Here is a 14739-nt window from a genome sequence, read left to right on the forward strand (position 1 = left end):
ATCTGGACAAAGCCGACGCAATACATCAGAGGTATTGCTTTTCCCGTCGATCATCAGCACTATGACTCATGTCACCTCAGCAGTGACCCCACGACTTCGTAGGACACGCGGAGCACGACTTCCCGCTCCCCTCGGGCACCGACAGAACGGACGCAGCATGAAACGCATTGGAGTCGACGTCGGCGGCACGTTCACCGACCTCGTCCTGTGGGACGACGACGGCACGGTCGTCGTGCACAAGACCCCGTCCACCAATCACGACCCCTCCATCGGCACGATGGACGGCATCAAGGTTCTCGCCGAACGTGCCGGGATCGACCCGTCCGAAATCGACATGTTCTTCCACGGCACCACCGTGGCTACCAACATCGTGCTCGAGCACAACGGCTGCGACGTCGGCATGATCACCACCGAGGGCTTCCGCGACCTGCTGCACATCGCGCGCAAGAAGCGTCCTCTCAATTACTCCAACTACCAGGATCTTCCGTGGCAGAAGTGGCAGCTCGTGCCGCGACGCAACCGTCGGGTGGTCCCCGAACGCATCGATGCCGCAGGAAATATTCTGACCCCGCTCGACGAAGATGCTGTGCGCGAACAGGTTCGACTGCTGCGTGAGCGAGGCGTACAGGCCATCGCCGTCGCATTCCTGCACGCGTACCGCAACCCGACCCACGAGCAGCGCGTCAGAGCCATCATGGAAGAAGAGTTCCCGGGCGTCTTCATCTCCCTCTCCAGCGAGGTGGCTCCGCAATACCGCGAGTACGAACGCTTTTCGACCGCAGCGCTCAACGCCTTCATCGGGCCCAAGACCTCGAAGTACATCGAGAACCTGGCCGGCAAGGCCAAGGCGGCGCAGGTCGGCGAGGACGTGCACCTCATGACCTCGGCCGGCGGACTCGTCACCTCGCGCAGCGCCAGCGAAATCCCGGTCTCACTTCTGACCAGCGGTGTCGTCGCCGGCCTGCTCGGCGGCTGCGCCATCGGCAAGGCGTCCGGCTACCCCAGCGTCATCACCCTCGATGTCGGTGGCACCTCCGCGGATGTCGGCGTGGCCCCGGACGGCGCCCTACGGATGAAGCATCTGCTCGACACCCGAATCGGCGACTACCACGCGATGGTGCCGATGGCCGAGGTCGACACCATCGGTGCCGGCGGCGGTTCCATCGCCGTGGTCGACGACGGGGGCATGTTCCGCGTCGGACCACGCAGTGCGGGTGCCGTTCCCGGTCCCGCCTGCTACGGACACGGCGGCACCGAACCGACCTCCACCGATGCCATGGTGATGATGGGATGGCTGCGCGAGAAGAGCTTCCTGTCCGGAACCATGGAGGTCAAGCCCGAGCTGGCGCGCGAAGCGATTCAGACTCACATCGCCGACAAGCTCGACACCCCGCTCGACGACGCCGCGATGGGCATCTTCAAGATCCTCGCCCATTCCATGACCGAGGCGATCAGCCTGCACTCGGTGCGCAAAGGCTATGACCCAAGAGACTTCTCACTGATCGCCGAGGGTGGAGCCGGTCCGCTGTTCGCGTGGCAGATCGCCGACCAGCTCGGTATTCCACGCGTCATCGTGCCCGGTCACCCCGGCATCACCTCCGCCGTCGGCCTGCTCACTACCGACATCCGCTACGAGGAGCCGACGACGGTGTGGACGTCGTCTGCAGACCCGAACATCGAACTGCTGCAGGAGCAGGTCGAACGTCTGTCTGCCCTCGCCGTCGCGCAGCTCGAGAAGGACGGCGTTGCAGCCGAGAACATTTCGCTCGAACGCAGCGTCGACTGCCGTTACGTCGGCCAGGGCTACGAATTGCGCGTCGCCGCGCCGGACGGCGACATCGACGACGTGTGGGTCAAGACCGTTGCCGAGGCATTCCACGAGGTTCACGGACGGACTTACTCTCAGCGGTTCGACGACAAGCCCGTGCAGCTGATCAACGTCCGTGTCACCGGCGTCGGCGCTGTCCCGCACGTGCAGATCGCCGACATCGCCGTGGGCTCCGCCGACTCCTCGGCCGCGATCAAAACGACCACCCAGGCGCTGTTCTGGCAGGACGAGACGTCCGCGCCGCAGTGGGTGGACACCCCAGTCTACGAGCGGTCGCTCCTGTTGGCGAACAACGAGATCGACGGTCCGGCGATCGTCGAGCAGTTCGATTCCACCACGATCATCGGCATGAATCAGCACGCCACCGTCGACGCCGTCGGCCACATCATCATCGAGAGGAACCCCGCATGAGCAAGGCGCTGATGCCCACCACCGGAGTGTCACTGGCGGGCGAATCCACTCGAACCTGGAACGACGTCGAGGTCGATCCCATCACCCTGCGCGTCATCGGCGGAGCCCTGCAGTCCATGGCCAAAGAGATGGCCCAGGTGCTCTACCGCATGGCGTACTCGTCGCTCATCCGCGAGTCCGAGGACCTCGGCGCGGGCATCTTCGACATCAACGGACGCGAACTGTGCGAATCGGATTCGACTCCGATGCACTGTGGTTCGATTCCCGCCTACATCAAGGGCGTCAACCGTCGCCTCGCCGGAACATACAAGCCCGGAGACGTGGTGCTGCACAATCATCCGTACCACGGTGCGGCCCACTCCCCCGATTATGGCGTGATCATTCCGATCTTCTGGCAGGGCGAGCACATCGGCTTCGCCGGATGTACCGGGCACGTGTCCGACGTCGGCGGTAACTTCCCCGGCCTGTGCATGGACGTCGTCGATGTGTGGGCCGAGGGCAAGCTGATGGACTCGATGAAGATCTACGAGGCCGGGGTCCGCAACGACTACCTGATTCAGCACATCCTCGACAACGTCCGTACCCCGGAGCAGAACCGCGGCGACCTCGAAGCACTGATCGCGTGCTCTCGCATCGGCGAGAAGCGATTCACCGAGCTGCTCGAGAAGTACGGCCTCGACACCGTGATGAGCGCGGGCGAACGCTGGATGGACTACTCCGAATCCATGCTGCGCAGGAAGATTCGCGAGATTCCCGACGGCAGCTACACCGCACCCATCGGGTATCTCGACGACGACGGTAAGAACCGCGGCGAACCGCTGAAGGTGGCTGTGCGGGTACAGGTCGAGGGCGAGGACATTCTCATCGACCTCACCGGCTCGAACAGCCAGGTGCCCACCGCGTTCAACGTCCCGTTCGAGGGTTCGGTTCTGCCGGTGGCCGTCTCGGCCATTCGCACGATTCTGCTCGACGAGGACCTGACCGAGGAATTCGTTCCCCAGAACGACGGGTGCTTCCGACCGGTAAAGGCCTATGCCCCCGAGGGCACGATCTTCAACCCGGACTTCCCCGCGTCGTGCTTCGCGCGGTTCTCGCAGGTGAACCGGGTGTTCGACTCGATCAACCTGGCGCTGGCCCCGGTGCTTCCCGATCACGCGATCGCAGGATCGTCCGCCGCTCTGTGCGCCATCGCCTATTCCGGTATCGCGCCGGACGGTGAATCCTATTGGGTCTACATCGAAATCAACGAGGGCTCGTACGGCGGCCGCAACGGCAAGGACGGTATGGACGCCGTCGACGCCCTGATGGCCAACACCCGCAACAACCCCATCGAGGAGCTCGAGCTCAACCACGCCATGCGCGCGTTGCGCTACGAGCTGCGCGACGAGGCTCCTGCACCAGGGAAGTGGCGCGGCGGTATCGGCAGTGTGCGTAAGTGGTTGATGGAGACCGATACGTTCCTCGGTTCCGAGGCCGACAACCGATCGGATCCGCCGGCCGGTGCTCTCGGTGGACACAACGGTGTGTCCGGCTCGTTCACCAGGAACGCCGGGACAGACCGCGAGGAAGTGCTGTACTCCAAGGTCACTCAGGAGACGATTCGCTCCGGTGAGACGCTGGAGATCAAGCTCCCCTCGGGCGGTGGCTTCGGCAACCCGTTCGAGCGTGATCCGTTCCAGGTGCTCAGCGACGTCTGGGACGAGTACCTCACCGAGGACGATGCTCGGCGCGACTACGGTGTGGTCGTGAACACCGATTCGTGGACGGTAGACGAGGACGCGACGGCCGAGCTGCGCGCCCGGAGCGCGGCCTGATCGAGGACGGGACCTTCGGCGGTGTCGTCCGGTGGATCGACGACCGGAACGACACCCCGGGGCCCCTGTCCGGCCTGAGCATCGGCGTCAAGGACAACATCGACGTGGCCGGCGTCGAAACCACCTGCGCGTCGGAGTTCTTCGAGCACAACGTCGCCGACGCTGATGCCGAAGTCGTCACCCGCCTACGTGACGCAGGTGGGTCGGTGGTCGCGAAACTGAACATGGCCGAGTTCGCCGTCGGCGTCACCTCCCAGAACTCGGCTGCAGGACCGTCGTACAACCCGTGGAATACCGCTCGGGTGCCCGGCGGATCGAGCGGCGGTTCGGGGATTGCCGTCGCCGCCGGACTGGTCGACGCATCCCTGGGCACCGACACCGGCGGGTCGGTGCGCCTTCCCGCCGCGGCGTGCGGGATCACCGGTCTACGCCCCAGTTGGGGATCGATCAGCAACGACGGCGTTTTCCCGGTGAGCGAGCAATTCGACACCGTCGGCCCGATGGCACGGTCGGTCGCAGAGGTGAAGGCTCTGTTTGATGTCTTGTCCCCCATTCCGTCCGAACCATCAGCCGTGACACGAATCGGTGTCCCCAGCGTCTTCCTCACCGCGGACGTGGATCCGGGCGTCGCGCAGACCGTCGCAGCTGCGGTGCGCACGTTCGCCGAGCTGGGGTACGAGATCGTCCCCGTCGAACTGGGGCATGCCGCCGATGCCCAGGACATCGTCTACACGATTGTCTACAGCGACCTCGCTCGCCGCCATCGGCACCGGCTCGTCACCGACCCCTCACGTTTCCAGCCCGCGACGTACGAGCGAATAGCGTTGGGCCTGAGCATCTCCGAGTCCGACCGTGACCGTGCATTCGCCGGCCGCGATCGGTTCCGTCAGGCCATGACCGCCACGTTCGAGAGTGTCGATGCGGTGCTGACCCAGGCCATGCCCGTCGATGTTCCCCCGAGGGACGGGGGCGACGACGTTGTTGCCCTCTCGCGCCGGATGGGACAATTCACGTACCCGTGGTCGTTGCACGACGGCCCGACGCTGGCTCTGCCGGTCGGGTTCCACCCGTCCTCGGGCATGCCGGTGGGTGCGCAGCTCACCGCTGCTGCGCACCGTGAGGGCGCGCTGTTCGGCGTGGGCGAGCGCTATCAGTCGGTAACGGACTGGCATCGAGCCACGCCACCACATACATCTGATCTTTAACTCGTGCCGTGTGGTCAATCAATGGGCTTTGTCCGGATTTACCTCACCTTGACGCCTAAAACATCTTATGTTTAAGTGGTCAGCAGCTGTTACGTACGTCTCACTACGGGTGGGCCTGAAACAGCCGACACTCCCACTTCGGCACCGTCACGCCGATCAGCAAGCGAGGACGCAGATGCATTTACGCCGAATCACCTCGATCATGACAGCAGTGGCGCTGTCCGGCGCGCTGGTGGCGTGCGGATCGGATCCCGGCCCCGACGCGGACCCTGCCAATCCGGTCACGATCGATGTCACCGTCTCGGCAGCGGCCGAAATCTACAGCATCCCTTGGCTTGTCGCGCAGAAGCAGGGACTGTTCGAGAATCACGGTGTGATCGTGGAGAACATCGTGCCGGGCAAGGGCGGCAGCGCGACCATGCGCACGCTGCTCGACGGCAACATCCCTATCGGTGAGGTCAGCTACCCTTCGATCGTGCAGGCGGACGCGGCCGGCTCCGAACTGCGCATCGTCGGCGGCGGCACGCAGGGGCCGTACCCGATGAACTTCTACGCGCTCGCCTCGAATCCCAACATCAATTCCATCGAGGACGTGCGCCGTTGGGCCTACACGCGACCCAACTCGGCGTCCGATGCTCTGACGCGTCTGCTTCCCTCCGTGGCAGGCGTCGACCCGAGCCGGATCGAGCGGGTTGCCTCCGGCGGTATCGGCGAGGGCTTCGCACTACTCGAAGCCGGCAACGTCGATATCGCACTCGTTCCCTCCATCGTCGCCGAACAGCGGCCGGAGGATTTCAAGCTGATCGTCAGCAGCCCCGACTACATGTCGCGATTCCTGCAGTCGACGATCACCACGACCAAGGATTACGCCGCGAGTAATCCCGGCGTTGTGCGCGCCATCAATGCCGGTTACACCGAGGCGGTGGCGTCGATCAAGGCCGATCCTGTTGCGGCAGCGCAGATCTACGCGGATTACACCGGATTCGATGTGGAGTCGGCGACCGCGGTGGTCGAGCGCGCATCCTCGGTCGACACCTGGGGTGGCGGCTTCGACGCCGCGTCGGTCGAATCCGCCCAGGACGGCGTGGAAGCGTCCGGTAGCGATCGAGTACCCAACTTCTGCACCCTGTTCGACCCGGACTTCCTCGCCGCGGGAGTCGAGAACGATGTTCCCGGCGACTGCGACTCCTGACCGCAATTTCCCACCACCAGAAGGTAGCGACGTGACTCACGCAGCGACTCGACCCCGCCCCGACACCACCTCCGCCATCGCCGTCGCCTCGTCGGTCTCGCGGCACTTCGGTGATGTCACCGCCCTCCACGAGATCGACTTATCCATCGGTAGGGGCGAATTCGTCTCCGTCGTCGGGCCCAGTGGCTGCGGCAAGTCCACTCTGCTCGAAGTCTTCGCCGGGCTCCAGGATCACGACGGCGGCACCGTGCAGGTCGACGGCCAACCGCTCACCGGCCCTCGGTCCAAGACAGCAGTCATCTTCCAGGAATCGGCGACGCTGCCCTGGCGTACCGTCCGCGACAACGTTGCGTTCGCCCTCGAAGTCCGGGGTGTCGGCAAGCGCGACAGACGCGCCCGCGCCGACGAGCTGCTGAACACAGTGGGGCTGAGCAAGTTCGGCGACCACTACCCCACCCAGCTGTCCGGCGGTATGCGCCAGCGTGTGGCCATCGCACGATGCCTGTCCATGGAGCCCGACCTGATTCTCGCGGACGAGCCGTTCGGTGCACTCGACGAGCAGACGCGGCTGGTGATGTCGTACGAGCTACTGAAGATCGTCGAAAAGCTCACGTGCGGAGTCCTGTTCATCACTCACAGCATCCAGGAGGCGGTACTGCTGTCCGATCGGGTGCTGGTGATGAGTGCGCGGCCCGGCCGCTTCATCGACGAGGTGGACATCGATCTGCCGCGCCCGCGATCCGAGGACGTACTGGCCAGTCCCGACGCTGTCGCTCTGCACGAACGTATCTGGTCGCGGCTGCGGGACGAGGCCAAGAAGACGATGAGCATCGAACCATGAGTGCCCCCACGCGCGAGAGCACGCGCGCATCCGTGGTCCCCGGATACATCCGGCCTGCCCCCTCCCGACAACTCGGTCTCCCCGCATGGGGCTGGACCGTGCTCATCCTCGTCGCGGCACTGGTGGCCATCGACATCTCGGCACGGTTCTTCGCCTCACCCCTGGACATCGTTCCGGTGACCGACATGATCTCGACGTCACTGGGCCTGTTGACCGATCCGGACTTCCTGATCGACGAGTTGGGCCGAACGCTGGGCATCATAGTCCTCGCGTTCGTGCTCAGCTCCGTACTCGGTGTCGCCGCCGCGTACGTGCTGTGGCGGTACGAGTTGTGGGACAGAGCGTTTCAGCCGTATCTCAACGTCTACTACGCGGTTCCGACGTTCGCGCTGTACCCGATCATGGTGGTGCTGTTCGGTGCCGGCGTGGCTCCGATCGCGATTCTGTCCACCATCTTCGCCTTCGGTGTGGTGGCGTTGAACGCACGCACCGGCTTCAACTCGGTATCGCCGATCGTCACCAAGCTCGGCACCACACTGATGCTCACGCGGTGGCAGTACTTCCGATCGGTGCTGCTGCCGTATGCGCTGCCGAGCATCGTCACCGGACTCAAACTGGGGCTCTCGTACGCCGTCATTTCGGTGTTGGCCAGTGAGTTCATCCTCTCCACCCAAGGTTTGGGGCACTTCATCTCCATTGCCTACGACGGGTTCGATATCGCCGACATGTACGCCGGGATCCTCATCGTGGCGTTGATCGCTCTGCTCTCGACCTCGCTGATCTCGCTCGCGCTCAACCGATTCGATTGGAGGCGCCGCTGATGAGCAGCACCTTGGACAGAGTAGCCACCGCCCCCACCGCTCCCCCGAAAGCCGCCTCGTCCGCGGGCCGCACCAACGCCCGACGGTTCCTCCCTCCTCTGGTCGTGGCCGTCGTCGCGGTTGTGATCTGGTGGATCGCGGCCATTTTGGTCGATAGTCTCATCTTCCCGACCCCCGCCGAGGCCATGCGTTCGCTTGCTGCGGACCTTAGTACCGCCGACTTCCGAGCCAACGTCTACGACTCACTGCGCATCCTCGTGCTCGCGTTTCTGGCCAGCACGGTCGTGGGTTCACTTCTGGGCCTGACGCTGGGTCTGAGCCCGTTCTGGACCCGAACCATCGCTCCGATCGTGTACGCGATCAACAGCATTCCGAAGATCGTGCTGTATCCGATCTTCCTGTCGTTCCTCGGAATCGGCGCACTGAGCCGATTCGGGTTCTCGTTCTACGCCGCCTTCATCCCGATGTTCCTCGTCGCCGTCGAGGCCACGGCGTCGGTCCAGAGAATCCATCTCAAGATGGCCGCATCATTGCGGGTGAGCTGGCCTCGTCTGATCCGTCAGATCGTCATCCCCGCGGTGCTGCCAGCATTGGCGACGGGTATGCGCATGACCTTTGGCCTGGCCTTCCTCGGACTGCTTCTCGCCGAGATGTTCTCGTCGTCCAGTGGCATCGGATACGAACTTCTGCGCAACGTCAGCCTGGTACGGATGGAGAACATCATGGGCACTGTTGTGCTGATCCTCGTGATGGCATTGCCGCCCACGATTGCGTTGCAATGGTTGGAAACCCAAATCACCTCGAAATACGGCGGACGGTAACCGCAGTAGATCGGCGCACGCCGAGAGGGCGGCGGTCCATCACTCGAACGCCGCACCTACGGCCGTCCGAACCAATGCCGATACTGCCGGCGATCGGACTCCGGCCGGCCATGCGATGACCGTCGTGATCATCGGCGCATCAACAACAGGCACGGCCACATGCTCGGGCCACTGCCACGCGCGACTCGACGCCGGGATCACCAGCAGCGCCTGACCCAGCGCGACCAGTTGGGCAATCTGCGATTGAGCCCGCACCTCAGGTCCCGGCCCCTTCGGATAGGTGCCGTCGAGCTGCGGCCACCGGGCCATCGGCAGATCCGGGACGTCACGGATATCGTCCATGATCAGTTCGTCTTTCGAGGCCAAGGGGTGATCGCGCGGAACGATCGCGACCTGCCCCTCGGCGAAAAGGTCCTCGGAGTCGAACCCGACGAGGTCATCGACGGGGCGATGCATCAACGCCACGTCGGCATCACCGCGGCGAAGATATGCGGCCTGCTCACCGACTTCACACAACATGACATCCAGGTCAGCGGGGTACGCTTCGAGAACGCGGCGTAGGAGCTCATGGGACGCACCGGCTTTGGTTACCAGCTTGACTCTGGCACCGGCGGCTCGTGCTCGCTGCGCTGCCGCTGCGACGGCGTCGAGCGCCGTCGCAGCGTCCCTCAGAAGCACCGCACCGGCAGCAGTGAGGGCGACTCCGCGACGATTCCGATCCAGGAGGGCGACGCCGAGTCGGCGCTCCATCCTGCTGATCGCTCGCGAGAGTGGTGGCTGGGCGATCCCCAAGCGTTGCGCTGCGCGCCCGAAGTGCAGCTCCTCGGCAACGGCGATGAAGTACCGGAGTTCGCGTGTTTCGAGATCGTCCACTACGTCAGCGTAGCTGTGATACCCGTCGAGTATCACTGGTTGGTCGATCGGTATTGGACGCACCTGCGCTCGACGCCGACCATGGACCGCATGACGACGAAGACCGCGCTGATCACCGGTGCCAACAAAGGGATCGGCTTTGCTATCGCACACGGACTCGGACTGCAGGGAATCAGAGTAGGAATCGGGGCGCGCAACGATGCACGACGTCAGGAGGCGGTCGACAAGCTTCGTGCTGCGGGCATCGATGCGTTCGGAGTCCCGCTTGATGTCACCTCCGACGACAGCGTTGCCGCCGCCGCCTGCTCGATCCACGACCTGGACATACTGGTGAACAACGCGGGCATCTCCGGCGGCGACCAACAGAATCCGACGACGCTGGATATCGACGTATTGCGGACTACATTGGATACCAACGTATTCGGGGTCATCAGAGTGACGAACGCATTGCTTCCGACCCTTCTCCGGTCTGCCTCGCCACGCATTGTCAATGTCTCGAGCAACATGGGCTCGCTCGCGCTACAGACCGGCCCGATAATGGCGGCATACGCTCCATCCAAGACCATGGTGAATGCGATGACCGTGCAGTACGCACGACAGCTCGCGGACACTGCGGTAATCGTGAACGCATGCTGCCCGGGTTACGTGGCAACGGATTTCACCGCATTCGCATCCACACGCACACCGGAGGAGGGTGCGCAGATCGCACTGAAGCTCGCCACCCTGCCCGACGACGGCCCGCGGGGCGGATTCTTCGACGACGCCGGATCGGTGGCCTGGTGAGACTCTCGGTGCCGAGCTGACCACCGCCGGTGTCGAGGGGAAACGGAGTAGACCGCCCTCTCCTACTCCCCTCTCGCTCGTCTGCGATCCTCCGGGGTGAAGGCCGATGCCAAACACGCATCGTTACCGCCGTTCGCTTCCGATGCTCGGTCCACTTGAAAATATTGCCATCAAAAATAAGTTCTTATTGACACAGTAGGGTTCTTGCAGCTACGGTTTGCTCCTATCAGCGTCAGACAACATGCTAATCACCCAGGAGGACTAGTGACCACGTCTATATCGGTCGACCCGCTGCGCTTGTCCAAGCCGCAGGACTCAAGCACATACCTCGCCATCCGCACGCAGCAAGGCGGACGCGACGTGTACAGCGTGCGTGTACCGCTGCTGGATTTGCCTACGATTCTCCCAGTGCCGGACCCGACTAACGTTGACAAGGACAACCGTAAGGTTGACCGACTACACGCCAAGCAATTCGGGCAGTATCTCGATGCCAAGAAGGACTGGGTTGCTCCGGCTCTGCTTGCCCGCGACACTGGAGGCTGCGTTTTCGAAAAGGTCGATGAATACGGAGCAGTTGGCTATCTCTCCGTCCCGTGGGCGATTGGTGGGATTTCAACACTCAAAACCATCGATGGACAGCACCGAGTCTTAGGTGTATCGATCGAGAAACAACGGATCACAGACGCCGTCGCCACCAATGATCGCGAGATGGCGCGAAAAGTTAGCCCAGAGAAGGCCGCGAAGCTGGCCGAGGAACGTAAGTCCCTGGTCGACCAAATGGAGCGACTCAAGAACGAGTATGTGGGTCTAGACATCTACGTTGAGGCCGATCCGATCAAGGGTCAGCAGATGTTCGTTGACGTCGCTGACAACGCTAAAGGCATTAGCAGCGCCGTTCGCGCCCGATTCGATAGTTATAAGGTCGCCAACCGCACCTTGTCTGATGTGATAGACCACCCGCTCCTTAAGGGTCGAGTGGACGCAGAGCAGGACCGGATGACGCTCAAGAATCGCAACTTGATGGGGGCAAAACACGTCGCAGACATCACCCGGGCGGTAATCGCCGGTGCTGGCGGTCGAATAAGCAAGAAGGCAGAGCAGAGCCTTACTGACGGCGAGGTGATCGAGCAAGTCAAGGACTTTCTCGACGTAATATCCACCGCCTTTGTTGGACTAGCCGCGGTAACTGAGGACGATCCAGAGGCCGACCTCAAGGCCGACGAACTCTCGATGTCCCAGAAGTTGCGGCGCGGCTCACTGCTCGGATCCGTGGGCATGCTGAGGGTACTGGCTGGCGTGTTCCGTGAGCTACGCGAGGGTGATAACCCGGTAGAACTGGACGACATCACCGAGTTCTTCAAGCGGCTCGACCGCCACATGCCCGCTCCGGTTGAGGAGACGAGCATCTGGCGTACTACCGATGCGAACAGTGACTTCGAGCCAAACGCTAGCGCACCGATCATGAGGACACAGAACATTGTTCACCTGGTGGGCGTTATTACTGCTTGGTACAAGAAGCCACCGGCCTCTCTGTAAATCCTGCCGCGAAAGGGTGCCGCCAAAACTGGGGCACCCTTTCCCGAGTTGGACAATCGCTCTTGAGCCTGGAATTTCGACTACCCACATACGGATCATGGGAGCCGAACGCGGCGAAAGGGCAACCGCAATGGAGGTATTGGTAGGCACACTGAGATGGGAAATTCTCAGTGAACGGCGTATTCAACAGCACCACCGCCCACCGGCTGACGTGTGAAGGTTCAACACATCTTTGACGGAACGTCATCGGCACATATCTGACGCTTCACCAGCTTTGCTGATCGTTGGGCGTGCTTCCCCTCAGCCTCTCGAATCCGATGCCAACATTGCCAAACGACTCACTGTCCAGGTCCGCTTCGAAGCAATTACCGAGGTCGACGACGGCTCACCGGTCAGCGACGTCGCCGAACGATTCGGCGTGTCCAGACAGACCGTCACAGCGTGGCGCAAACGATACGAAAACTCCGGTCTCGACGGACTCATCGACTCGTCGACTCGTCGAGACGACCGCATGTGAGCCCGAACCGTATGTCAACGGCCAAGTTGAAATCCCGCCTAGTGCCCAGGTGAAAGTCCCCACCCCGTATTGATGTTCCCGGCGGTCCTTTCGGTGTTGTGCGTCTTTCATGCGGTAGGACTCGCCGTCGGTGACGACGATGATGGCGTGGTGAAGCAATCGGTCAGGGATCGAGGCGGCGATGGTGTGCTCGGGCAGGAACCGCCCCCCTTGCTCGAACGGCCAGTGCGATCCGATCGACAACGAGCAGCGTTCCTAGGCACCGGCGACGAGACGGAACAGCAACTGGGTGCCGGTGTCGTCGAGTGGGGCGAAGCCCATTTCGTCGATGATGATCAGGTCGACCCGCAGCAGTGATTCGATGATCTTGCCGACGGTATTGTCGGCCAATCCGCGATACAGGGTTTCGACGAGATCGGCGGCAGTGAAGTAGCGGACCTTGTGTCCAGCGTGGACTGCGGCGACACCGAGTCCGATCAAGGTATGCGACTTGCCTGTCCCGGCAGGTCGATCATCGCCAGGTTCGACTGTGCCCGAACCCATTCCAGGCTGGAGAGGTAGTCGAACACGTTCGGCTGGATCGACGATGCGGCGACGTCGAAGGACTCCAACGTTTTCGTCACCGGGAACGCGGCAGCTTTGAGCCGGTTGACGATGTTGGAGGCATCACGTGCGGCGAGTTCGGACTCGATGAGAGTCCGCAGCACTTCTTCCGGGGTCCAGCGTTGCGTCTTCGCAGTGATCAACACCTCCGGTGCGGTCCGGCGGATCGCAGCCAGTTTCAGGCGCCGCAATCCAGCGTCGAGATCAGCAGCGAGCTCGGGAACATGCTGGGGCGTAGCAGTCTTCGGAGAGTGTGCAGTGGTGGTGTCGGTCATGACGGCACCTGCGTATCGGCGGCAGGGGTCCGGATGACGTAGGCATCGAGGGAGCGTGTCGGTGCGGTCGGCAGGTCCCGAATCAACGCGTCCCTGGCCGGCCTGGGCTGCGGCGCTCCGGCCCCGGCAGCGAGAATCGATCGGACGTCCGCGGCCCGGAATCGACGGAACGCCACCGCCCGAGTCAACGCCGCCACCAACAGTTCGGTGCCATGTGCCGCACCGAGTGCCAGCAGGATCTCGAGCTCGGATCCGAGCCTGGTGTTGCCGATCGCGGCAGCACCGACGAGGAATGCTTCTGCTTCGGGTCCGAGTGCGCAGAACTGTTGCTCGACAGTTGTTCTCGGCCTAGGACCGCGATGGGGTGCGGGGCGGGCACCGCCGTAAAGCTCGTCGAGGACCGACGCGGTCCCCGGCTGGCCCAGGTCGTGTTCGGCGACCACCTCACCGGTGGCCGGCTCGACAACCACCAACCGTCCCTCGGTCTGGACGAGGGTGACGGTCGCGCCGATCAACCGGACCGGCACGGAGTAGCGCGCGGACGCGAACCGCACGCAGGACAAGCGGTCGACTTTGCAGGTCACCGGCGGTAGACCGATCTCCAGTCGGAGCGATGGCAACGGCGACAACAACTCTCGCTCTTCGTCGAGTTTGTCGTTCGGGATCGCGCATATCTCCGAATACACCCTGGCGTTGACTTCCGTGCACCACACCCTGGCGGCGGCGTTGGCTGCGTGGACATCGACGGTGGTGCCGGCGATGGCTGATTCGGTGAGCAACGGGACAGCGAGATCGCGTTGGGCGTATCCGACGAGGTTCTCCACGACGCCTTTCGATTGTGGGTCGTTCGCGTGGCAGAAGTCCGGTGCGAACCCGTAATGAGCAGCGAACCGGACGTAGTCCGGGGCGGGGATGACGACGTTCGCGACGACCCCGCCTTTGAGGCATGCCATGCGGTCGGCGAGGACCTTGCGCGGGACACCACCGACAGCGGCAAGTGCTTCGGCGATCAATGCCATTGTGGTGGTTGCTTTCTCGTCCGTGGCGAATGCAGCAAAACGCCACCGCGAATACGCCATGACGGCGCAGAACAGGTGCAGTCCGCCGACAGTGGCCCAGTCGATGATCAGGCAGTCACCCGGCGTGGTTGGCACCTTCACCGTCACCGCTCGGGCCAGAAGTTCCTGATCGACACGACGAACACGGGGTGGAGACTTTC

At 63.1% G+C, this 14739-nt stretch carries 11 protein-coding genes and 2 pseudogenes; 10 read left to right on the forward strand and 3 right to left on the reverse strand.

Features of this window, described 5'->3' with window-relative positions; genetic code table 11:
- Positions 1-157: 157 nt before the first annotated feature.
- From ASG84_RS04810 to ASG84_RS04840, 7 genes are all read left to right on the forward strand, one after another.
- Complete coding sequence (locus ASG84_RS04810) at positions 158-2239, forward strand: hydantoinase/oxoprolinase family protein (RefSeq protein ID WP_057475893.1); 2082 nt, start codon at positions 158-160, stop codon at positions 2237-2239.
- Positions 2236-4053: a hydantoinase B/oxoprolinase family protein gene (locus ASG84_RS04815; protein WP_082520792.1), complete on the forward strand. Its 1818-nt coding sequence runs from the start codon at positions 2236-2238 to the stop codon at positions 4051-4053. The genes ASG84_RS04810 and ASG84_RS04815 overlap by 4 nt, the downstream gene beginning before the upstream one ends.
- Entirely contained in the window at positions 3999-5258 is a 1260-nt protein-coding gene (locus tag ASG84_RS04820) for an amidase (RefSeq protein WP_235581531.1), read from the forward strand. Before ASG84_RS04815 ends, ASG84_RS04820 begins: the two co-directional genes overlap by 55 nt.
- Before the next feature lie 175 nt (positions 5259-5433).
- Positions 5434-6450 carry an ABC transporter substrate-binding protein gene (locus ASG84_RS04825; protein ID WP_057475894.1) on the forward strand — a complete coding sequence of 339 codons (1017 nt, stop codon included), beginning with the start codon at positions 5434-5436 and terminating at the stop codon, positions 6448-6450.
- 76 nt (positions 6451-6526) lie between these two features.
- Complete coding sequence (locus tag ASG84_RS04830) at positions 6527-7291, forward strand: ABC transporter ATP-binding protein (RefSeq protein WP_052070879.1); 765 nt, start codon at positions 6527-6529, stop codon at positions 7289-7291.
- Positions 7288-8112, forward strand: a complete 825-nt coding sequence (locus ASG84_RS04835) for an ABC transporter permease (protein WP_057475895.1) — start codon at positions 7288-7290, stop codon at positions 8110-8112. Before ASG84_RS04830 ends, ASG84_RS04835 begins: the two co-directional genes overlap by 4 nt.
- Positions 8112-8933, forward strand: coding sequence for an ABC transporter permease (locus ASG84_RS04840; RefSeq protein ID WP_057475896.1), 822 nt, complete (start codon positions 8112-8114; stop codon positions 8931-8933). The genes ASG84_RS04835 and ASG84_RS04840 overlap by 1 nt, the downstream gene beginning before the upstream one ends.
- 39 nt (positions 8934-8972) lie before the next feature.
- Here the strand turns inward: ASG84_RS04840 and ASG84_RS04845 are convergent, their stop codons facing one another.
- On the reverse strand, positions 8973-9806 hold the full coding sequence (locus ASG84_RS04845) for a LysR family transcriptional regulator (RefSeq protein ID WP_057475897.1): 834 nt from the start codon (positions 9804-9806) through the stop codon (positions 8973-8975).
- 90 nt (positions 9807-9896) lie between these two features.
- Between ASG84_RS04845 and ASG84_RS04850 the strand changes: the two genes are divergently transcribed.
- From ASG84_RS04850 to ASG84_RS04860, 3 genes are all read left to right on the forward strand, one after another.
- Positions 9897-10589, forward strand: a complete 693-nt coding sequence (locus ASG84_RS04850; protein WP_235581532.1) for an SDR family oxidoreductase — start codon at positions 9897-9899, stop codon at positions 10587-10589.
- Between the two features lie 264 nt (positions 10590-10853).
- Positions 10854-12125, forward strand: a complete 1272-nt coding sequence (locus ASG84_RS04855) for a DNA sulfur modification protein DndB (RefSeq protein ID WP_082520793.1) — start codon at positions 10854-10856, stop codon at positions 12123-12125.
- Positions 12126-12399: 274 nt separating this feature from the next.
- On the forward strand, positions 12400-12642 hold the full coding sequence (locus ASG84_RS04860) for a helix-turn-helix domain-containing protein (RefSeq protein ID WP_057475898.1): 243 nt from the start codon (positions 12400-12402) through the stop codon (positions 12640-12642).
- An 84-nt stretch (positions 12643-12726) separates the two neighbouring features.
- Here the strand turns inward: ASG84_RS04860 and istB are convergent.
- Positions 12727-13520 (reverse strand): annotated as a pseudogene (gene istB / locus ASG84_RS26835) (IS21-like element helper ATPase IstB); the annotation flags it as partial.
- Positions 13517-14665, reverse strand: a pseudogene (locus tag ASG84_RS04875) (Mu transposase domain-containing protein); the annotation flags it as partial. The pseudogenes istB and ASG84_RS04875, both read right to left, overlap by 4 nt.
- Between the last annotated feature and the right edge of the window lie 74 nt (positions 14666-14739).

Source organism: Rhodococcus sp. Leaf278, assembly GCF_001426085.1.
Taxonomy (GTDB): Bacteria; Actinomycetota; Actinomycetes; order Mycobacteriales; family Mycobacteriaceae; genus Rhodococcoides.

Excerpts from the sequence above, each read along its gene's own strand:
- ASG84_RS04810 (WP_057475893.1), top strand. The coding sequence starts at position 158 with ATGAAACGCATTGGAGTCGACGTCGGCGGCACGTTCACCGACCTCGTC.
- ASG84_RS04815 (WP_082520792.1), top strand. The coding sequence starts at position 2,236 with ATGAGCAAGGCGCTGATGCCCACCACCGGAGTGTCACTGGCGGGCGAA.
- ASG84_RS04825 (WP_057475894.1), top strand. The coding sequence starts at position 5,434 with ATGCATTTACGCCGAATCACCTCGATCATGACAGCAGTGGCGCTGTCC.
- ASG84_RS04835 (WP_057475895.1), top strand. The coding sequence starts at position 7,288 with ATGAGTGCCCCCACGCGCGAGAGCACGCGCGCATCCGTGGTCCCCGGA.
- ASG84_RS04840 (WP_057475896.1), top strand. The coding sequence starts at position 8,112 with ATGAGCAGCACCTTGGACAGAGTAGCCACCGCCCCCACCGCTCCCCCG.
- ASG84_RS04850 (WP_235581532.1), top strand. The coding sequence starts at position 9,897 with ATGACGACGAAGACCGCGCTGATCACCGGTGCCAACAAAGGGATCGGC.